Source organism: Gemmatimonadota bacterium (assembly GCA_016209965.1).
Taxonomy (GTDB): domain Bacteria; phylum Gemmatimonadota; class Gemmatimonadetes; order Longimicrobiales; family RSA9; genus JACQVE01.
Genome location: JACQVE010000214.1, coordinates 1 through 19,273, shown reverse-complemented (window position 1 = coordinate 19,273; position 19,273 = coordinate 1). Strand labels below are relative to the sequence as shown.

At 69.9% G+C, this 19,273-nt stretch carries 20 protein-coding genes; all 20 read left to right on the top strand.

The window, feature by feature from the left end:
- Nucleotides 1-493: 493 nt before the first annotated feature.
- The gene (gene amrS / locus HY703_08600; protein MBI4545240.1) at nucleotides 494-1,597 is read left to right on the top strand and encodes an AmmeMemoRadiSam system radical SAM enzyme; all 1,104 of its coding nucleotides are present in this window, start codon (nucleotides 494-496) and stop codon (nucleotides 1,595-1,597) included.
- 35 nt (nucleotides 1,598-1,632) lie between these two features.
- Nucleotides 1,633-2,499 (top strand): DUF3667 domain-containing protein, encoded by an 867-nt coding sequence (locus HY703_08595; protein ID MBI4545239.1) that lies wholly within the window; start codon nucleotides 1,633-1,635, stop codon nucleotides 2,497-2,499.
- Nucleotides 2,500-2,781: 282 nt separating this feature from the next.
- The gene (locus HY703_08590) at nucleotides 2,782-3,183 is read left to right on the top strand and encodes a DUF2384 domain-containing protein (GenBank protein MBI4545238.1); all 402 of its coding nucleotides are present in this window, start codon (nucleotides 2,782-2,784) and stop codon (nucleotides 3,181-3,183) included.
- Nucleotides 3,183-3,644, top strand: coding sequence for an RES domain-containing protein (locus tag HY703_08585; protein MBI4545237.1), 462 nt, complete (start codon nucleotides 3,183-3,185; stop codon nucleotides 3,642-3,644). The genes HY703_08590 and HY703_08585 overlap by 1 nt, the downstream gene beginning before the upstream one ends.
- Before the next feature lie 266 nt (nucleotides 3,645-3,910).
- Nucleotides 3,911-5,500 (top strand): Fic family protein, encoded by a 1,590-nt coding sequence (locus tag HY703_08580; GenBank protein MBI4545236.1) that lies wholly within the window; start codon nucleotides 3,911-3,913, stop codon nucleotides 5,498-5,500.
- 66 nt (nucleotides 5,501-5,566) lie between these two features.
- Complete coding sequence (locus HY703_08575) at nucleotides 5,567-5,824, top strand: hypothetical protein (protein ID MBI4545235.1); 258 nt, start codon at nucleotides 5,567-5,569, stop codon at nucleotides 5,822-5,824.
- 468 nt (nucleotides 5,825-6,292) lie between these two features.
- Complete coding sequence (gene recJ / locus HY703_08570) at nucleotides 6,293-7,999, top strand: single-stranded-DNA-specific exonuclease RecJ (protein MBI4545234.1); 1,707 nt, start codon at nucleotides 6,293-6,295, stop codon at nucleotides 7,997-7,999.
- On the top strand, nucleotides 7,996-8,523 hold the full coding sequence (gene rsmD / locus HY703_08565; protein ID MBI4545233.1) for a 16S rRNA (guanine(966)-N(2))-methyltransferase RsmD: 528 nt from the start codon (nucleotides 7,996-7,998) through the stop codon (nucleotides 8,521-8,523). The genes recJ and rsmD overlap by 4 nt, the downstream gene beginning before the upstream one ends.
- 5 nt (nucleotides 8,524-8,528) lie before the next feature.
- On the top strand, nucleotides 8,529-9,077 hold the full coding sequence (coaD, locus tag HY703_08560) for a pantetheine-phosphate adenylyltransferase (GenBank protein MBI4545232.1): 549 nt from the start codon (nucleotides 8,529-8,531) through the stop codon (nucleotides 9,075-9,077).
- Nucleotides 9,078-9,085: 8 nt separating this feature from the next.
- Entirely contained in the window at nucleotides 9,086-10,105 is a 1,020-nt protein-coding gene (gene pta / locus HY703_08555; GenBank protein MBI4545231.1) for a phosphate acetyltransferase, read from the top strand.
- A gap of 76 nt (nucleotides 10,106-10,181) precedes the next feature.
- Nucleotides 10,182-10,514 carry an STAS domain-containing protein gene (locus tag HY703_08550; GenBank protein MBI4545230.1) on the top strand — a complete coding sequence of 111 codons (333 nt, stop codon included), beginning with the start codon at nucleotides 10,182-10,184 and terminating at the stop codon, nucleotides 10,512-10,514.
- A gap of 148 nt (nucleotides 10,515-10,662) precedes the next feature.
- Nucleotides 10,663-11,103: an ATP-binding protein gene (locus HY703_08545; GenBank protein ID MBI4545229.1), complete on the top strand. Its 441-nt coding sequence runs from the start codon at nucleotides 10,663-10,665 to the stop codon at nucleotides 11,101-11,103.
- The gene (locus tag HY703_08540) at nucleotides 11,100-12,689 is read left to right on the top strand and encodes a SpoIIE family protein phosphatase (GenBank protein ID MBI4545228.1); all 1,590 of its coding nucleotides are present in this window, start codon (nucleotides 11,100-11,102) and stop codon (nucleotides 12,687-12,689) included. The genes HY703_08545 and HY703_08540 overlap by 4 nt, the downstream gene beginning before the upstream one ends.
- 137 nt (nucleotides 12,690-12,826) lie before the next feature.
- Nucleotides 12,827-13,672 (top strand): ribosomal RNA small subunit methyltransferase A, encoded by an 846-nt coding sequence (gene rsmA / locus HY703_08535; protein MBI4545227.1) that lies wholly within the window; start codon nucleotides 12,827-12,829, stop codon nucleotides 13,670-13,672.
- Entirely contained in the window at nucleotides 13,669-13,830 is a 162-nt protein-coding gene (locus tag HY703_08530) for a hypothetical protein (GenBank protein ID MBI4545226.1), read from the top strand. Before rsmA ends, HY703_08530 begins: the two co-directional genes overlap by 4 nt.
- 33 nt (nucleotides 13,831-13,863) lie before the next feature.
- Nucleotides 13,864-14,568, top strand: a complete 705-nt coding sequence (locus tag HY703_08525) for a redox-sensing transcriptional repressor Rex (protein ID MBI4545225.1) — start codon at nucleotides 13,864-13,866, stop codon at nucleotides 14,566-14,568.
- A gap of 15 nt (nucleotides 14,569-14,583) precedes the next feature.
- On the top strand, nucleotides 14,584-15,828 hold the full coding sequence (locus HY703_08520; GenBank protein ID MBI4545224.1) for a hypothetical protein: 1,245 nt from the start codon (nucleotides 14,584-14,586) through the stop codon (nucleotides 15,826-15,828).
- A gap of 634 nt (nucleotides 15,829-16,462) precedes the next feature.
- Complete coding sequence (locus HY703_08515) at nucleotides 16,463-17,365, top strand: MBL fold metallo-hydrolase (GenBank protein ID MBI4545223.1); 903 nt, start codon at nucleotides 16,463-16,465, stop codon at nucleotides 17,363-17,365.
- On the top strand, nucleotides 17,362-18,558 hold the full coding sequence (locus tag HY703_08510; GenBank protein ID MBI4545222.1) for an NAD(P)/FAD-dependent oxidoreductase: 1,197 nt from the start codon (nucleotides 17,362-17,364) through the stop codon (nucleotides 18,556-18,558). The genes HY703_08515 and HY703_08510 overlap by 4 nt, the downstream gene beginning before the upstream one ends.
- Before the next feature lie 93 nt (nucleotides 18,559-18,651).
- Nucleotides 18,652-19,273: acetyl-CoA C-acyltransferase (locus HY703_08505; protein MBI4545221.1), on the top strand; the 622-nt coding region annotated here is incomplete at its 3' end.

Genomic DNA, 19,273 nt, shown 5'->3' with positions numbered 1-19,273 from the left:
GGGCTCCTGTCGTCGGTATCCCCAATGCGGGCGGCGCGAGCGAGACAGAACTCAACAATGCGTGCACAGTCACTCAACTATGCTGTGGTGAATAACCTAGGCTCAACGGAAGCGACTCGCCCTGGCGCTTGCATGGGATTTCTCTTGAGGAGGTCGGCCGAGACGCCCGCCGAACGTCGCCTAGCCATCCTCAGGCTACGACTAGGGTAAGTTAAGATAGGTTACGCGGAAAGCAATGGCCAAAATGTTGCAGAAGTTGACAGAATGATGCAGACAAATACGCACGGGCGTGCGACTGATTCCTGCAGGAGCGCTCACAGTGTGAAGTGGCCCCCCGGGGGGCTGCAGGGGGATCGCTTCGACCTGCTTGCCCGCTGGCTCGCCCGCCCGCTACTTTGGCGGCCATGACACTTCGACGTCGCTGCCGCCGCTGGCACCCCACCCTGCCGTGAGCCTGAAGACACCGCGCACCGGTCTCAGGGAGTCCCATGCAATCTTGGACAAGCCGATCCATCCCCGGGATCCCCACGTCGTCGCCACCCGCTACTGGCACGCGCTGGACGACGGCCGCGTGCAGTGCGACCTCTGTCCGCGCCACTGCCGGCTGCGCGAGGGGCAGCGTGGGATGTGCTTTGTGCGCGCGAACGTGGGCGGCCGGGTCGTGCTCACGAGCTGGGGCCGCTCGAGCGGGTTCTGCATCGATCCCATCGAGAAGAAGCCGCTCAACCACTTCCTTCCGGGCACGCCGGTCCTCTCCTTCGGGACGGCGGGGTGCAACCTGACCTGCCGGTTCTGCCAGAACTGGGACATCTCGAAGTCGCGGGAGGTGGACCGGCTGACGGACCGGGCCACGCCTCAGGCGATCGCGGCGGCCGCGGAGCGGCTCGGCTGCCGGAGCGTGGCCTTCACCTACAATGATCCGGTCATCTTCCACGAGTATGCCATCGATGTGGCGGACGCCTGCCGCGAGCGCGGGATCAGGGCGGTGGCGGTCACGGCGGGCTACGTCTCGCCCGAGCCGCGGGCCGAGTTCTACCGGCATATGGACGCGGCCAATGTGGACCTCAAGGCGTTCACGGAGCGGTTCTACCGCGAGATGAGCACCGCGCAACTCGAGGTGGTGCTGGACACGCTGCGCTACCTCCGCCACGAGACGAGCGTGTGGTTCGAGATCACCACCCTGCTAATCCCCGGCGAGAACGACTCGGATGCCGAGCTGGACGAGCTGGCCGGCTGGGTGGTCTCCGAGCTGGGGCCAGACGTGCCGCTGCACTTCACGGCCTTCCACCCCGACTTCCGGCTGCTCGATCACCCGCCCACGCCGCCCTCGACCCTGACGCGCGCACGCGAGATCGCGATCCGCAACGGCGTGCGCTACGCCTATACCGGGAACGTGCACGACCAGGCGGGCGGGAGCACGTATTGCCACGGCTGCGGCCAGCTCCTGATCGGCCGCGACTGGTACGTGCTTTCGGATTGGAACCTGCGCGGCGGGAGCTGCGGCGCGTGCGGCACGCCCGTCGCCGGCGTCTTCGAGCAGCGGCCTGGGCAGTGGGGCGCGCGCCGGCTGCCCGTGCACTTCGCGGCGGCGGGCTAAATGAACCCGATTCCGGGCTCCTGAGTCGGTTCCCAATGTCGCGAACCCCAATCCACGAGAGCTGCCTAAACTGCGGCGCACCCCTGGCCGGCCCGTACTGCGCGCGCTGCGGCCAGGAAGACGTGGACGTTCATGCCCCGTTGCGCAGCGTGGTAGCGGAGTTTTTGGGTGAGGTCTTCTCGCTGGAATCGCGGGCGCTGCGCACGCTGCGCGAGCTGCTGTTTCGCCCCGGGCACGTCACGGTCGAGTGCAACGCGGGCCGGCGCGCGCGCTACTCCCCGCCGCTGCGCCTGTACCTGTTGAGCAGCATCGTCTTCTTCTTCGCGCTGGCTGTGGCGCCCAAGGAGCTGGTCCGGGTCAGCGCGGGCGGGGAGCGGCGAGCCGACTCGACCGGCGTCCACGCAGCCGCCCCCGGCCCGGGCGCGGAGCCGGCTGTGCAGGGGCCGGGCGCGCGTCTGAGCCGGCGGCTCGAGGCCGGCGGGCGGCGCGCCGAGCAGGAGCCGGAGCGCTTCGAGCAAGCTTTTCTTCAGAGCTGGGGCTGGGGAATGTTCGTGCTCATGCCCGCCATCGCAGGGATGACGCAACTCCTCTTCCGCGATCGGCGGCGACCCTACCTGCATGACCTCGTGTTCTCCGTGCACTTCCATTCCGTCTACTTCCTGATCTTTTCGCTGGTGCTGTTCCTGAGCCACCTTCCCGACCGGCGGGTGGCTGGTGTGGCGGCGCTCCCCGTCGCGCTCTGGTGGCCAGGATACCTGTACCTGGGCTTGCGACGCGTGTACGGGAGAGGCCGGCTGGGCACACTGCTCCGGTTTTTGGCCGGCGGATTGATCTACCTGCTCCTGCTGGCGGCGGTGATGGTGGGCGCCCTGTTCCTGACGGTGCTCTTCTTCGGCGACTGACTGCGAAGGGGCGCCGTCGGCGGCCCGCAAGCCGAATTGCGGGGCGTGGGTTCTGCGTGGGGTCCCACGGGTTCGGGCTCCTTGCCAGGCACGGCGCGGCGCCCACTCTGCTGTGGCGCCCCCAGCCGCTCCGGATCCCCATCCACTGTGCCGGGACTTCCGGACTGCCGGACCTGCCGGCGCAATCCTTGCTTTCATCTCATCTGGGCGTAGATTTTGTTCAGATGGAACAATGGCCGGGAGGCTGAGGTGACTGTCGATGCGGCGAAGGTGGCCCGGATCATGGGGGGCGAGAAGGTGCTTCGCCACCGGGTAAGCAGTCTGGCCGACCTGCAGGCGGTGGTGTCCGAGGGGCTGCCGGTGCGGGCGCTGGATGAGACGGTGCAGCGTGTTGCGGGGCGCTCGCGCACGGCGGCCGTGCTCAAGGACCGTCTGGTCCCCCGCGCGACCCGGGCCCGGCGCACGCGGCTCAAGCTCAGGGAGAGCGAACGTGTTGAGCGGCTGGCGCGGCTCATGGCTTTGGCCGAGCAGGTCTGGGAGGATGAGGAGGATGCACGTGCGTTCCTGCGGCAGCCGCATGCCATGCTGGACGGCAAGACGCCGCTCGAAATGGCGGAGACCGAGCTGGGCGCGCGGCGCGTGGAACTGCTTCTTGCCAGGCTGGAGTATAGTCTGCCGGTCTGATGCCGACGGCCTACCGGATCGCGAAAGCCAGCCATCCAGTTTTTGACGGAACCGGCGCGTACCTGACGGGCGGGCGCTGGAACTCCCCGGGCCGGCAGGCCATTTACGCCTCGACCTGCCTGGCAGGCAGCTTGCTCGAGGCGTTGGCGCACGCCGGCCAGCTTCGGAAGCTTCCTGGACGTCATCATTGCGCACGAGCCCACATCTCGGATGGTCTCGAGATCGAAGTCGTGGACGAATTGAGGCTGGCCGGGTGGGGTGACGAGGACTGCACGGTCGCCCGCGAGTACGGTGACGGGTGGCTCGGCGAGGCCCGGACGGCCGTGCTCTCGGTGCCTGCACTCACGGCCCGGCCGTACGGTCGCCACCTCGTGCTCAACCCGGAACACTCCGGGTACGCACGCATCCGCATCGAGGACCCCGTGCCCATCGTCTGGGACGCGCGGCTGTTTCGCGTCTAAGGCATAGGGGGCCCCCCAGCGGCGAACTGCTCCGCTGCCGCAAGGTGCCGCGCGGCGCGCTTGGAAGCGGACTCTGGGCACCGGTTTTCAGGCGCCGGCCGCGATGTGCGGCTCACTCCTTGCTGCGCGGCGTTGGTGAGCCTTATTCTGGAGGCGCGTCATTGGTGATCACTTTTCACGGCCAGTGACCGGTTTTCATAGCTCGGCCGGGCTGCTTCAAGCTCCTTCCAAGGCTATGGCTGGATAGGTTTCTCATGCCAGGCAACATGAGTGACCCTAATTCACGGGCGTTGAGCGTTTTTCACGGGCGTCGCCTCCCGGAGCCGGGAACGCCTGCGGGCTACGGGGCCCTGTGGGAGCGCTACTCGCTGCCCGTACCCCTGCCGCCCCGGCTCGTTCTGATTGCCGAGCGACACCACCGCGCCGAGACCGACGCCTGGCTGGTGCTCACGCCGCGGCATGCACCTGACGACTCGCTCGCCGGCCACCTCGAGTTCGCGTTGAAGTGGGAAGGCGTCGATCTCGGCGTCTTGCGTTGGCTGTTCCGCGCCGTTGCGGCCGAGGAGGTCGCCGCGATCGTCCGACAGAAGCCGACAGGCGCCTACGCACGGCGTCTGTGGTTCCTCTACGAGTGGTTGACCGGCTCTAGGCTCGACATCCCGGACGCCGGGAAAGTGAAGGCGGTTACCGCGGTCGATCCGGAGCAACAGTTCGTGTCATCTCAGGGTCGGGTTTCGTCGCGACATCGGGTGATCGACAACATGCCCGGCCCGCCGGAGTTCTGTCCGCTGGTGCGGCGCACGGGTTGGCTGGTCCGTTTGCAGGAGATGCAGCTCGATGTGCGCACAGAAGTCATCATCGGCCGCACGCATCCCGACATCCTGACGCGCGCCGCCGCCTTTCTCCTGCTGAGCGACAGCCGCGCATCGTTTCGCATCGAAGGCGAGCAACCTTCGCAGGATCGCGCGCTTCGTTGGGCGCAGGCGATCGCCGAGGCCGGCTCCGTCGAGCTGAGCATTGAGGAGCTGGAACGGCTTCAGCGCGTCGTGATCGGCGATGCTCGCTTCGTGCATCTCGGACTGCGGAGCGAAGGCGGATTCATCGGTGATCACGACCGGCACACCGGTCAGCCGATTCCCGTTCACATCAGCGCGAAGCCGGACGATCTCCGGAGTCTGCTGCAGGGCATGGCGCAGTACGCAGACCGATCCATTCACGACGGCGTGGACCCGGTAGTAGTCGCGACTGCCGTCGCCTTCGGCTTCGTCTACGTGCACCCGCTCGAGGATGGCAACGGGAGACTCCACCGGTGGTTGATTCATCATGTGCTTGCCGCCGCCGGCTACAACCCGCCGGGCTTCGTCTTTCCAGTAAGCGCGGCGATCCTGCGGCACGTTGAGGAGTATCGGGCGGTTCTCGAGTCGTACTCGAAGTCGCTTCTTCCGCTGATCGAGTGGCGCGCAACGGAAGGCGGCAGCGTGGAAGTGCTGAATGAGACGGCTGACTACTACCGGTACTTCGATGCGACTGCGCACGCGGCGTTCCTGTACGAGCGGGTGCAGGAGACCGTCGAGCAGGATTTGCCAGCCGAGGTGAAGTACCTCGAGGCGTACGAACGCTTCGCCGCGAGCGTTCAGAACATCGTGGACATGCCCGGGCGCACCATCGACCTGCTCCACCGCTTCCTGCGGCAGAATGGTGGACGGTTGTCGAAGCGCGCGCGCACGCGGGAGTTCACGTCGCTCACGGATGCCGAGCTGGCACGGATCGAGAGCTTGTACCGTGAGTCGTTCGCCGATGCGCCGGAGCCGCCTGACCTCGGGCCGGATAGCAACGTTGAAGTCGATGGCGCTTGAGCGGTGCGGCTATCGGGGGTGGGCCGGGGGGCCGGTAGGTGATGCGGCGGACTTCTCGCGGCGCGCATGAGCCTACATGCGCAGACGCCCCCCGCTGTGCCCGGCGACACGCTCTTCGAGCTCAGCCTGGGCGACGGCTCGACGATCATTGCGCACGTGACCTTCCTGGACGTACCGCTGCTGATCCTCAGCGGAGGCATCCGGTTCTTCGGTGAGCGCCTCTCGGCCGACGTAGGCCTGGCCACGCTTTCCTCTGGTGGAGAAGGCTTCTGCTGCGCACCCGTGGTGAACTTCGTGTACAACCTCGGCGGGACACGGCGGTGAGCAAAAGAGCCGTCTTGGCCACAGCGCTGCCGCCGCATCTGCGCTCCAGCACGTGAATCGCGTTCGCCCGCGCCGCGCTCGATCTCGCCTACGGTGCCGTGGCGCGCAGGGACCGATCCTCGCCGCGCTGTTCCTCGCTCCCGCCATGTTGGTCGGGTCGCTCGGACTCCTGTCCATGTTTGCCGGATCGATGGGACTCGGATCCACGCTGACCGTGTTCGCGCGCAAGCTGGATAGCCCGTCGCAGGTCCAGTGACCAGCGTCGGGCGAGCCAGTGGGGCTGGAGCTGATCGATTCGCCTGATCAGGAGCTTGACGATAGCTGGCCGGCGCGGAGGCGCACATGGCGAGGCAGGAAGCTTGCCGGCCGGCTCCCCCGCCCGCTAGTTTGGCCGCTCATGACGCCCCGCCACTCGCACGCCGCCCTTCCGTGAACCCGACCACTCTTGCCCTCCCTCCGCGCCGGTGGGTGAGCCGCTACGACGGTCCGCCGGATGCCGCTGCCGTGGCCGACCTGGTCGGTGCGCTGAGCCTGCCCGAGCCGGTCTGCCGTCTGCTGCTGCTGCGCGGCTATGGTGAAGAGGCCGCAGCCAAGGCGTTCCTAAAGCCGCGGCTGGAAGGGCTGGGCTCGCCCTTTGGCCTGGCGGGGATGGACGCGGCCGTGGCGCGGCTGGGGCACGCGATCGAGCGCGGTGAGACGATCCTGGTGCACGGCGACTACGACGTGGACGGCATCTGCGCCGCCACGCTGTACACGCGGGCGTTGCGCGAGCTGGGCGCGCGCGTCGAGCCGTTTATTCCGCACCGGCTGCGCGATGGCTACGATCTAAGCCTGGCGGGCGTGCGGGCGGCGGCGGCGGCGGGCGCGACCGTGATCCTGACGGCGGATTGCGGGGTGGTGGCGCACGAGGCGGTGGTGGCGGCGGCTGGTGCCGGCATCGACGTCGTGGTGACGGACCACCACACGCCGGCGCCGACGCTGCCGCCGGCGGCAGCCGTGGTGAACCCGAACCGGCGGGACTGCGCGTACCCGGAGAAGGGGCTGGCGGGGACCGGCGTCGCCTACAAGGTCTGCCAGGCGCTGTTCGAGGCGCGGGGCGCGGCGCAGGAATCTCTCTGGTACTACCTGGACCTGGTGGCCATTGCCACCATTGCGGACGTGGCGCCGCTGGTGGGCGAAAACCGGCTCTTCACGCGCTTCGGGCTCCGGCTGCTGCCGCAGACGCGCAATCTGGGGCTGCGCGCGCTGCTCCGCACTTCGGGGCTGGCGGAGCGGCCGCACCTGGGCGCCGGGCAGGTGAGCCACGTACTGGCGCCGCGGGTCAACGCGGTGGGGCGCATGGGCGAGGGGGCCTGGGGCGTGAAGCTGCTGTTGGCCGAGGACGAAGCGGAGGCGGAGCGGCTGGCGCGGCACCTCGAGGAGGAGAACCGCACGCGGCAGGCGGTGGACCGGGAGATGCTGGCGCAGGCGCTCGAGCTGCTCGAACGGGAGTACGACCCGAAGCGAGACTACGGCGTGGTGCTGGCGGCGGCCGGCTGGCACCCGGGCGTGCTAGGGATCGTGGCCTCCCGCGTCGCGGAGCGGATCCATCGGCCCACCGTGCTGATCGCGGCCGAGCCGGGCGCCGCCCGGGCGCGGGGCAGCGCGCGCTCGATCCCGTCGTTTCATCTGTACAATGCGCTGCTCTCGTGTGCCGCGCACCTCGAGCGCTTCGGCGGCCACAAGCATGCGGCGGGTCTCGAGATCCGGCCGGAGCGGACCCCCGCCTTCCGCGAGGCGTTCAACGCGGCAGCGCGGGCGGTGCTGCGGCCGGAGGACCTCCTTCCCGAGCTGGAGGTGGACGCGGAGCTCACGCTGCAGGAAGCGACGCCCGAGCTGTACCGGTTCCTGCGCCACTTCGGCCCGTTCGGCGTGGGTAATCCCACGCCCGTGTTCGCGGCGCGGGGGGTCACGGTGGCTGGCTATCCCCGGGTCGTGGGGCAGGACCACCTCAAGCTGGTACTGGCGCAGGCGGAGCTTCGGCTGCCGGCCATTGGGTTCCGCATGGCGGAGCGGCTGAAGGAAGTCGACGTGGCGCGCACCGCTATCGACGTGGCCTTCCACCTGCAGGAGGACCGCTGGGGCGGGGGCGTGGGACTGCAGGCGCGGCTGCTGGACCTGCGCCCCGCGGCATGAGGATCATTGCGGGGCGCTGGCGGGGCCGTTCCATCCAGGCGCCGCCCGGGCGCGGCACGCGGCCCACGGCGGACCGGGTGCGGGAGGCGTGGATGAGCGCGCTGCAGCCCGAGCTGCCGGGTGCGTCAGTGGTGGACCTGTTTGCCGGCTCGGGCGCGCTGGGGCTCGAGGCGCTCTCGCGCGGCGCCGCGCGCGTGGTGTTCGTCGAGCGCTCGGCCGCTGCGCTGCGCGCACTGACGGCAAATATTGAACGGCTGGACGCCGTCGATCACGCCCAGGTCGTCCGCGCCGATGCCCTCGCCTACGCCGCCGCGCTCGAGCCGCTGGCCTTTGACCTGGCACTGGCTGACCCGCCCTACGGCCGCCGGGCAGCCGAGGCGCTGACCCGGCTCTTCGCACGCCGCCCGTTCGCGCGCTGGCTCTGGGTCGAGCACCGGACGGGCGACCCGGTCCCGGAACTGCCGGGCGCACGCACGCGCCGCTACGGCGACACGGCGCTGACCTCGATTCCCGCACCCCCGTGAGCACTATGCCCCCCTCGCGCACCGCGATCTACCCTGGCTCGTTCGACCCCATCACGCGCGGTCACGAGGACATTGTGCGCCGGGCGCTTCGCTTTGCGGACCGCGTGATCGTGGCCGTCGCCCAGCGGGCGACAGCGCCCAAGCAGGGGCTGTTCAGCATCGGCGAGCGGGTCGAGATGATCCGCGAGGTGTTCGCAGGCGAGCCGCGAGTGGAAGCGGCGGAGTTCGATGGACTGCTGGTCGATTTCGCGCGCAGCCGCGGCGCCGACCTGATCATCCGGGGGCTGCGCGCGGTCTCCGACTTCGAGTACGAGTTCCAGATGGCGCTCATGAATCGCCGGCTCTGGCCGGAGGTCGAGACGGTGTTTCTGGCGCCGGACGTGAGCTACTCGTTCCTCTCCGCGTCGCTGGTCCGCGAGATCGGACTCCTGGGCGGCGAAATCAGCGGGCTGGTCTCGCCCGAGGTGCAGGCCAAGATGGAGGCGCGCTTCCGCGAGCAGCGTGAAGCGGAGCAAGGCGGCCGGGAGCCACGGCGCCACGGGGGCAGGCGGTGAGCGACTTCCTGGAGCAACTCCGCGCCCGCGCGGCGGCGCTGAACCGCCGCGTCGTGTTCCCGGAGGGGACGGAGGAGCGCACGATCCAGGCGGTCGCCCGGCTGCAGCAGGAGCGGCTGCTCCAGCCGATTCTTCTCGGCCCGCCCGACAAGGTGCGGCACGCTCTGGATGAGGCGGGTGGCGAGGGCGCGGGCGCGACCGTGCTGGACCCGGTCAAGGATCCGCGCCGCGACCGGTTCGCGGCGGAACTGCTCGAGCTGCGCAAAGCGCGTGGACTGACGAAGGCGGAGGCGGCCGAGCGCGTGACCGATCCGCTCTTCTTCGGCGCCATGCTGGTCCGGACAGGCGAGGCGGACGGCTCGGTGGCCGGCGCGTTGCGCACCACGGCCGACGTGCTGCGGGCCGCCATCTGGTGCGTGGGCCCGGCGCCCGGCATCCAGACGGTGTCCTCCGCCTTCTACATGGTGGTCCGGCCGTTCCGCGGCAGCGCCCGCCCCGAGGTGCTGACGTTCACGGACGCGGGCGTGGTGCCCGAGCCGGGCGCCCGCCAGCTCGCGGACATTGCGCAGGCCGCGGCGGAGGCGCGGCGCAGGATTGTGGGCGACGAGCCCCGCGTTGCCTTCCTCTCCTACTCGACCAAAGGCAGCGCCGCCGGCGCCAGCGTGGCCAGGATACGCGATGCACTGACGCTGTTTCGCGAGCGCGCGCCGGACGTGCAGGCGGACGGCGAGCTGCAGGCGGACGCGGCGCTGATCGCGGACGTCGCGCAGCGCAAGGCGCCGGATTCGCCGCTCGAGGGGCGGGCCAATGTGCTGGTCTTCCCCAATCTGGATGCGGGAAACATCGCCTATAAGCTCGTGGAACGGCTGGCGGGTGCGGCGGCCATAGGCCCGATCGTGCAGGGGCTGAGCCGGCCCTGCAACGACCTCTCGCGCGGCGCGTCCGCGGAGGACATTGTCAATGTAGCGTGCATTACCGCGCTCCAGGCCGGCACTCAGCCCGGCCAGGGAGCGGCGCCATCTCACTAGCACGCTGAGTGCCGGCCGGCACCGAATTTGCCCACGCGCCGGATAGTCCCGCACGCACAGGTGAAGAGGGGGAGCCATGAACTTCCAGGTCAAGAAACAGAATGGTGTGACGGTCGTGGCCGTCGAGGGGCAGCTCATTGTCGGCAACCGCCAGGAGCTGAAGCAGAAGGTGCTGGACGAGCTGGAGAAGGGGGAGCGCCGGTTCCTGATCGACTTCTCGAAGACCGGCTACATCGACTCCTCGGGGCTGGGTGTGCTGGTGAGCCTGTCCAAGAAGATCCGCGAGCAGGGGGGCGAGCTGCGGCTGGCCAATCTGAACGAGGATCTACGCACCCTGTTCGAGCTGACCAAGCTGGACACGCTATTCCAGATAGCGGAGAGCCGAGAGCAGGCACTGGCCTCGTTCTGATTCTACCCCCGCACGCGCCTGCGCGTTATCATCTCCATAAGCCGCGGGTGCGGACGCCTCCGCGGCCCCCGGGATCACAGCGGGCGGGGCCGGTATTCCGGTGGACTCGGGACCGGAGCCGTGCCCGGCGTCACGAAGGGGCGGTGGCATGCCTTCCGACTACGTCATCGAGCTGCCCAACGACATCCGCTCGATTGGCCGGGCGGTCGAGTACCTGGCGCAGCGTTGCCGCCAGGCGGGCTTTCGCGGTGAGCGGCTGAGGCTGAACTTCCGGGTCGGTGTCACGGAGGCGCTGGCCAATGCCATGCTCTACGGCAATGGTCGGGACCCGCGCAAGCGGGTGCGGGTCGAGGCGCGCTGCACGCCGTGGGCGGTCGTGGTGCGGGTCACGGATGAGGGGCGGGGCTTCGACCCCGAGTTGGTGCCGGACCCCACGGTTCCGCCGCGCGTCATGGAGCCGGGCGGGCGTGGCATCTTCCTGATCCGGCAGCTCATGGACCAGGTCGAGTTCAACGAAGCGGGCAACTCGATCACCATGATCCTGCGCGGCCGCCCCGAACGCCGGCGCAGGAGGCAGCCGGACGCATGACGGCCTCACTGCTGGCCGAGCTGGCCCCGCTACCTCCCGGTGTCGCCTCCCTCCTGGACTCGTTCTCCCATGGGCATCCGGGCGTGACCCTCCGCCTCTGGGCGGCCGGAGATGGGGAGCGGCTGCGCCTGTACCCGGCCGAAGAGGCGGCGGGCGCGGCCGCCCTGACCGCTGCACCACGTGCACGGGCGCTGCGGCTGCCGGACTCGCCCGGGCTCGAGCTCGAGGTGGCCGGCGGCGACGTCGCCGAACCGGAGATCGCGTTCCTGGCCCACGCCGTGGGGCTCGCCCTCGGGCACGAGCGGGAGGCACGCTCCGCGGCGCGCGAGCTGGCAGAGCGCTACGAGGAGATCAACCTGCTCTACTCGATCAGCGAGATCCTGGGCTCCGTGCTCTCCCTCGAGGACGCCGCCAGCCGCATCCTGCACGAGGTAGCCGACGTGATGGGCGCGCGCCGCGCCTCGCTCTGGGTGTACACGCCGGCCTCGAATCAGCTTTACCTGGCGGCGTGCGTCGGGGCGGAGGGGCTGGGCGGACCCATCCCGGTGGACCACCCCACTTCCGTCACGGCGCGCGTGTTCCGCGAGCGCCAGCCGCTGAACCTCGAGCGCGGCAGCCCATGGCCGCGTGGCACGCGGCTCGAGCCGCAGCCGCACGGGCAGGAGGCGTTTCTTTCCGTACCCATCAACTACACGCCCCCCGAGGGCGGGACGCGCACCGTGGGTGTCATTACGCTGGTGGGCGGCACGAGTCACGAACGCTTTCACGCGAGCGACCTGAAGCTGCTGACCGCGGTGGCCAGCCAGGTCGGCGCGGCGCTCGAGACGCAGCGGCTGGTGCAGGAGAGTCTGCGCCAGGAGCGGCTGCTCCAGGAAATGGAGCTAGCACATGACCTACAGCTCAAGCTGCTGCCGGCCACGGCGGTTTTCCCCGGCCCCGCGCAGGTGGCGGCGCATTGCGCTCCCGCGGACTCGGTGGGCGGCGACTTCTACCAGCTTTTCCGCCTCTCCGGCGAGCGCCTGGGCGCGGTCATTGGCGATGTCTCCGGGCACGGCTTCTCCGCAGCACTCATGATGGCCATGACCCTGAGCGCGGTTGCCATCTACGCCCAGGAGGGTGGGCCCCCTGCGGAAGTGCTGCGCCGGGTGCACGCTGCCCTGGCGGACGAGCTGCAGACCACGGAGACGTACCTCACGCTCTTCTACGGCGTGATCGACCCCGCCGCCGGGCGCATTGTCTACGCCAATGCCGGCCACCCGCATGCCTTCATTGTGCGGCGTGGCGGCGAGGTCGTCCGGCTGGCGGCCACGAACCCGCCGCTGGGCACGCTGCCCCGGGCGCAGTACACTGAAGGTGACGCGCGTTGGGAGCGTGGAGACGACCTGCTCTGCCTCTTCACGGACGGGCTGGCCGAGGCCTTTGCCGGTGCCGGCGGCATCGGCGATGAAGCCAGTTTGCTGGCTGAGGTGCTGGCACTGCGAGAGCGGCCGCCCGCCGAGATCGTGGCGCGCCTCTTCGCGCTGGCCGAAAACGCGCCCTGGGCCGGGCCGCCCGATGACCGCAGCGCCCTGCTGGTCAGGGCCTGACCGCGGCGGGCGCGGCCCACCGCCAGATGGGGTCCCGATTCGCGGTCGGGTGCTCGCGCGACGCGGGCGTTCGCGAGAGCGAGCGGAGACCCCGCAGGCCGGCATACAGTCGCCTCCTGCTGCGTGAGCCGCCTCCCGTGCGCCCCAAGCGCTCCCTCGGGCAGAACTTCCTGGTCGATCCCAACATCCAGCTCAAGATCGTGGCGGCAGTGCGTGCCGGGGCTGCGGACGAAGTGCTCGAGATCGGCCCGGGCCCGGGCGCGCTGACGCGGCACCTGGCGGGAAAGGTTCGCCGCCTCGTCGCCATCGAGAAGGACGACCAACTGGCTCGGGCCTTGCGCGCGGAGCTGGGCAGCGTGCCCGGCGTGTCCATTGTCCACGCAGATATCCTGGACGTGCGGCTCGCGGACCTGGTCGAGGACGTGCCGCTGCTCGAGGTGGTGGGGAACATCCCGTACAACATCACCACGCCCGTGCTCTTCCACCTGCTCGAGCCCCGGCCGCGGCCGTGCGCGATCGTGCTCATGGTGCAGCGCGAGGTGGCCGACCGCATCCTGGCCAGCCCGGGCGAAAAGCCGTACGGCGCGCTGTCCATAGGCGTACGCGCGGCCGCGGAAGTCGAGCGGCTGTTCCACGTTGGCCGCGGCGCCTTCTGGCCCGTGCCCGACGTCGACTCGACGGTGCTCCGCATCGTGCCGCACCGCCCGCCGCGACTCGCCGAGGCGGAGGAGCAAGACATGCGCACCTTGACCCGCGCTGCCTTTGCCTGGCGGCGCAAGCAGTTGCAGAAGACGCTGCGCGCTGCGCCGGAGTACGGGCTGTCCCCGGCCGAGCTGGCCCGCGTCGCGGCAGAAAGCGGCCTCGCGCTCGAGGCCCGCCCAGAGACCCTCTCGCCTGAGCAGTTCGTGGCGCTGACCGGCGCACTCCGAGCCCAGGGCTATCCCCGGCGCAAAACCCCACCTTCCGCGGAGCTGCGGCCGTGAGTGCGCTCTTCCTGCTCGGCGGATTGCTGGCCATCCAGCCCGATGGCCAGATCGCCACCCTCTGCCTCACCATCCGGGACCTCGCCCCGCAGCGGCCGGCAGACACCGACCAGCCGGCAGGTGCGGCCGGCAGTGGCTGTTCCGGCAGTGGCGATTGACGTTGCCGCGGCTGCGTCGTAGCTTGATTGTGAATGCTTTCACAAGACCCCTGCCGCAATGCACGCCAGCCGCCGATGAAACGGATTTCTGCCTCGACCGTCAGCCGACTGTCCCTCTACCTGCGCGTTCTTGCCGAACTTGTTGAGGAGGGGGCGACCACGGTTTCCAGCGAGGAGGTGGCGGGGCGCGGGGGGACGACGGCGGCGCAGGTGAGGAAGGACCTCTCGCTGTTCGGTACCTTCGGCACGCGCGGGTTGGGCTACTCGGTGCCAGAGCTGCTGGCGGCGCTGCGCTCGATCCTGGGGCTGGAGCGGGTGTGGCGCGTGGCGGTAGTCGGTGCGGGGAAGATCGGCGCGGCAATGTTTGGCTACCGTTATTTCCAGCGTCAGGGTTTCCACATCATGGCCGTGTTCGACGCGGATCCGCGCAAGGTCGGGCAGTGCTGGAACGGGCTCCAGGTGCAGTCGGAGCGGGAGCTGGAGGCGGTGCTGCAGCGGGAGCGCATTGACATCGTGATCGTTGCCGTGCCGGCGGAAGCGGCGCAGGCGGTGGTGGATCGGGTGGTTGCGGCGGGCGTGCGGGGGATCCTGAACTTCGCGCCCACCAAGCTATTGGTGCCGGGTGGCGTGGCGCTGAACAACGTGGACATGGCTGTCGAGATGGAGGTGCTGTCTTACCGGCTGTCCAATGGCGGAAGCTGGGAACGGCAGGCGCCCTCACTGGCGCCGGGGTCGTGAGGTCGGGAGGCGGTTATGGAGAGGGTGGGGGTGCGGGTCAGGTCCGAGGTCGGGGCACTGCAGGCGGTGATCTGCCACACACCGGGGCCGGAGCTGCTGGCGGTCACACCGGCCACGCGGGAAGACTTCCTTTACGACGACATCATCGACCTCGAGCAGGCGCGGCGCGAGCATCGTCACTTTACCGCGCTGCTCTCGCGCTTCTGCGAGGTCTACGAGGTTCGCGACCTGCTCGAGGAGATCGCGGACCTGCCGGAGGTGCGGCCGTTCCTGATCGAGCGGGTGATGGACGTGGCCCGCTCCGAGCCGCTGGCGCGCAAGCTGCTCGAGATCCCGGCCAGCGAGCTGGTGGGCATGTTCATCGAAGGGCGTGAGGTCGAGGAGGGGCCGCTGCAGCGACTGCTCAACGTGGACAGCTACGAGCTGCCCCCGCTGCCCAACCTGTTTTTCACGCGCGACGCGGCCATGGTGGTGGGCGAGGGCGTGGTCATCGGCTCGATGCGCCATACCGTGCGCTGGACGGAAGAGATCCTGATGAAGGCGCTCTTCAGCTATCACCCCTTGCTGCAGAACCGCGGCCTCATCTATGACGGCAGTGAGGAGCGGCGTGCGGGCTACACGGTGGAGGGCGGCGACGTCCATATCCTGCGCCCGGATCTGGTGATCATGGGGCTGTCGGAGCGATCCAGCCCGGGGGCCTTCGATACGGTCGCCGAGCAACTGGTGAAGCAGGTGGGGATCCAGGACATCCTGCTGGTGGTGCTGCCCACCGACCGGGCCATGATCCACCTGGACATGATCTTCACCATGATCGACCGCGAGCACGCCATGGTGTTCCCGCCCAGCTTCGTGGGGCCCACGCGCTCGACCGTGCTGCACTACCACGCGGGGCGCAGCGGAATGCGCGAGATGCCCAACCTCTTCGCCGCGCTGCGCGAGGTGGACCTGCCCCTCGAGCCAGTGTTCTGCGGCGGCGAGCGGCGCACCTTCCAGGAACGAGAGCAGTGGTCGAGCGGGTGCAACTTCGCGGCCGTGCGACCCGGTGTGATCCTGGGCTACTCGCGCAACGAGCACACCTACCACGAGCTGAAGACAGAGGCTGGCTACCGCGTTGTGGACGGGCTCGAGTTCCTGACCGGCGAGACGGACATCGAGGAGGGCGAGAAAGCGGCGATTGTCTTCGAGGGCGCCGAGCTGGTGCGGGGCGGCGGCGGCTCGCGCTGCATGACCATGCCCGTGCGCCGCGAGGACATCTGGTGAGCGCGGGCGATCCCGCCCAGCCCCTCTTCCCCGAGTGGGAGACGGCCCAGCCCCACGCACCGCGCCAACGAGCCGCAGAGACGAAGATAGGCGAGTGGCTGCTGGCGGCACCACGACAAGGCTGATCTTTACTGCCGGAGCACTTCCACGCGGAGGCACGGAACGGAGCGAAAATGGCTCTCGACCGCCACGGCGGCGCTCGTGTCGATCACGAGGCCCATGGGTTTCCCGGCGGTCGGTCCGCGGCGCCTACCCGCTCCAGATCATCGGCCAACTTGGGATCTGTGCCGATAGCCGCCTTCCAGCGGGCTGCCGAGCAGTGCGGGGGCGGCGCGTCGGAAGCTCAGCCGTGTTGCTTGGAGGGGCAGGAGGCTCTTGATCTCGAAGCCGGGCTCGCGCCGCTGGACCCGGCACCACGGGTTCGGACCGCCATCGCTCCCGCGCCCTTTGCCACGCCGGTGTTCACGGTTATCCCCCTGCCGCAGCCGGTCCAGCCTTGCCTGGCTTCTGCCGGCCGCTATTCTTCGCCACGGCGCGCGCGGCGCCGGGGAGCGTGTGTTCAGCTCGCGCGCGGGCTTGTCCGTGAAGGAATCAGGGGCGGCAGGTGGCCGGAACGGCAGAGCAGAGGCGCCAAGTGAACGGGATCGCGCAACGGGCGGGGGACCTGCCGCTGCGCCGCACGCGCACGCTGGGGCGGTTCCGGTTACATGCGCTCGAGGCCGGGCTGCAGCGGCTGGACGGCGGCGCTATGTTCGGCGTGGTGCCCAAGCCGCTCTGGGAGCGGCGGATTCCGCCGGACGAGCGGAACCGCATCCCGCTCGCGCTGCGCTGCCTGCTGGTGGAGACGGCCGACGCGCTGGTGCTGATCGACACGGGCGTGGGCAACAAGGAGTCGGCGAAGTTCAGCGACATCTACGGCGTGGACAACGCGGGCTCGGCGGGCCTGCCCACGCGGCTGGAGGAGGCGCTGCGCGACGGGGGCTTCGCGCCCGATGACGTTGCCGTCATGATCGACACGCACTTCCATTTCGACCACGCGGGCGGCAACACCTTCGTGGACGAGGAGGGGCAGATCCATCTCTCGTTTCCGCGGGCCACGTATCACGTACAGCGCCGCGAGTGGGAATTCGCGCACCTGCGGAACGAGCGCATCCAGGCGAGCTATTTTCCGCACAACTTCGACCCGGTGGCGGAGGCCGGCCGCTTCGAGTTCGTCGAGGGTGAGCGGGAGCTCATGCCGGGGGTGCTGCTGCTGCCCACGCCGGGGCACACGCCCGGGCATCAGTCGATTCTCCTCGAATCGGAAGGCCAGGTGGCCTGCTATCTGGCGGACCTGGTGCCGACCACGGCGCACCTGCCGCTCCCCTGGATCATGGGGTACGACGTCGAGCCGCTGGTCACGCTGGAGGCCAAGCGCTCGCTGCTGGCGCGGGCGGAGGCCGAGTGCTGGCTGCTGATCTTCGAGCACGACCCCCGCGTGCCGTGGGGGTATCTGGCGCGCGGCGAGGAGCGGCCCAGGCTGGTGGAGGAGCCGTGAGGCGGGGCAGGGTGGCGGTGGTAGGCGCGGGGCCGGCGGGCGCGCGTGCCGCGGAACTGCTGGCGGCCGGCGGCTTCGAGGTGCTGCTGTTCGACCCGCGCGCACCCTGGGAGAAGCCGTGCGGCGGCGGCATCCCCGCCCACGCGTTCGACCATTTCCCGGAGCTCAGGGAGCTGGGGCGGAACGGCCGCTGGATCCGCGAGGCGCGCTTCGAGGCGCCGGCGGCCGGTGGGCTGGACGTGCAGCCTGCCGAGCCGCTGCTGCTGGTGGATCGGCGCGAGCTGGCGTGCTTCCAGCTCGAGCGCGCTACTGCCGCGGGTGCTGTCCGGGTGGCGCGACGCGTGCACGAGGTCATGCGGCGCGCCGGGGGATTCCGGCTTCTGGACGACGAAGGTGTGGCCTACGACGTCGCCTTCCTGATTGGCGCGGACGGCGCATCCTCGCGTGTGCGCCGCCTGCTTTCCCCGGCGCTCCAGCCGCGCCAGCTCCCGACGCGCGGCCGCTTCGTGCCTATTGCCAGGGATGCGGATACGGAGCTGATTGTCCGGTTCCTGCCCGGACTCGTCGGGTACGTCTGGGAGTTCCCGCGCGGCGAGAGCTGCTCGGTGGGGGTTTGTGACCTGGAAGGGGAGCGGGCGCGGGCAGGTCTGGAAGAAGCGCTGCTGAGCTACTTCGCCAGTCGCGAGGGCTCGGCCGCGCACCCGGAATACGGGCACCCCATCCCGCTGCTCCGGCCGGAGGACTGCCGGGCGCCGGCGCGTTTCGGCGCCGCGGAGTGGGCGCTCTGCGGGGACGCGGCGGGGCTGGTGGACCCGATCACCGGGGAAGGGATCCACCACGCGTTGCGCTCGGGGGAGCTGGCGGCCCGCGCATTGCTCGAGTACGGCTCGCTGGCGGCGTACCCGCGCCGGCTGGCGCGCGAGGTGCTGGGAGAGTTGCGGGCTGCCAGCCGCTACGCGGGGCGGTTCTACCAGCCGGGCTTCACGGATGCGCTGCTGCAGGCATGCCGTCGCGGGCCGCACCTACGCGCCGCGCTCGCTGACCTGGTCGCTGGGCGGCAGACGTACTGCGGGCTGCGTCGTCGCACACTGGGCGCGCTGCTCCGCGACCGCATCTGGGGCGAGGCAGGGCGGGCGTTGCTCCGCTTCGTGGGCGGGGAACTGCGCTTGGCGCCAGGGCGTTCCGGGGGGTAGCCGCCCCCGGGGAGCCGGACTATCTTACGCCCCGCCGGACCCTGCTCGGGGCAGCAAAGTGGCGCAGCAGAGCGCCAGGCAGGAGGTGGTCCGATGTCTGAAGCGCGGCGCACAGCCGTCATTGTCAGCGGCGCGCGAACGCCGATCGGCAAGTTCATGGGCGGGCTCGCGCCCGTTCCGGCCACAGAGCTGGGCGCGGTTGCGATCCGCGCGGCGCTCGAGCGCTCCGGCATCGAGCGGAGCGATATCGAGGACGTCATCCTGGGCAACGTCGTCTCCGCCGGGCTCGGCCAGGCGCCCGCGCGCCAGGCGGCGCTGCGCGGCGGCGTGCCGGATACCGTGGGCGCCATGGCGGTGAGCCGCGTATGCGGCTCCGGGCTCCAGGCCGTCATGCTGGCGGCACAGGCGATTCGGGCGGGCGACGCCCGCGTGATCGTGGCCGGGGGCATGGAGTCCATGTCCAACGCGCCCTATTACCTGCGGGGCTATCGCGAGGGCGTAAGGTTCGGCAGCCGGGAGGTGGTGGACGGGCTGATCCATGACGGGCTGTGGTGCTCGTTCGGCGAGTGCCACATGGGCGGGCACGCGGAGTACACGGCGTGGAAGGCGGGGATCACGCGGGAGGCGGCGGACGAGTTCGCACTGGAGTCGCAGCGCAAGGCGATCCGCGCCATTGACGAGGGGCTGTTCCGGGACGAGATCGTGCCGGTCGAGG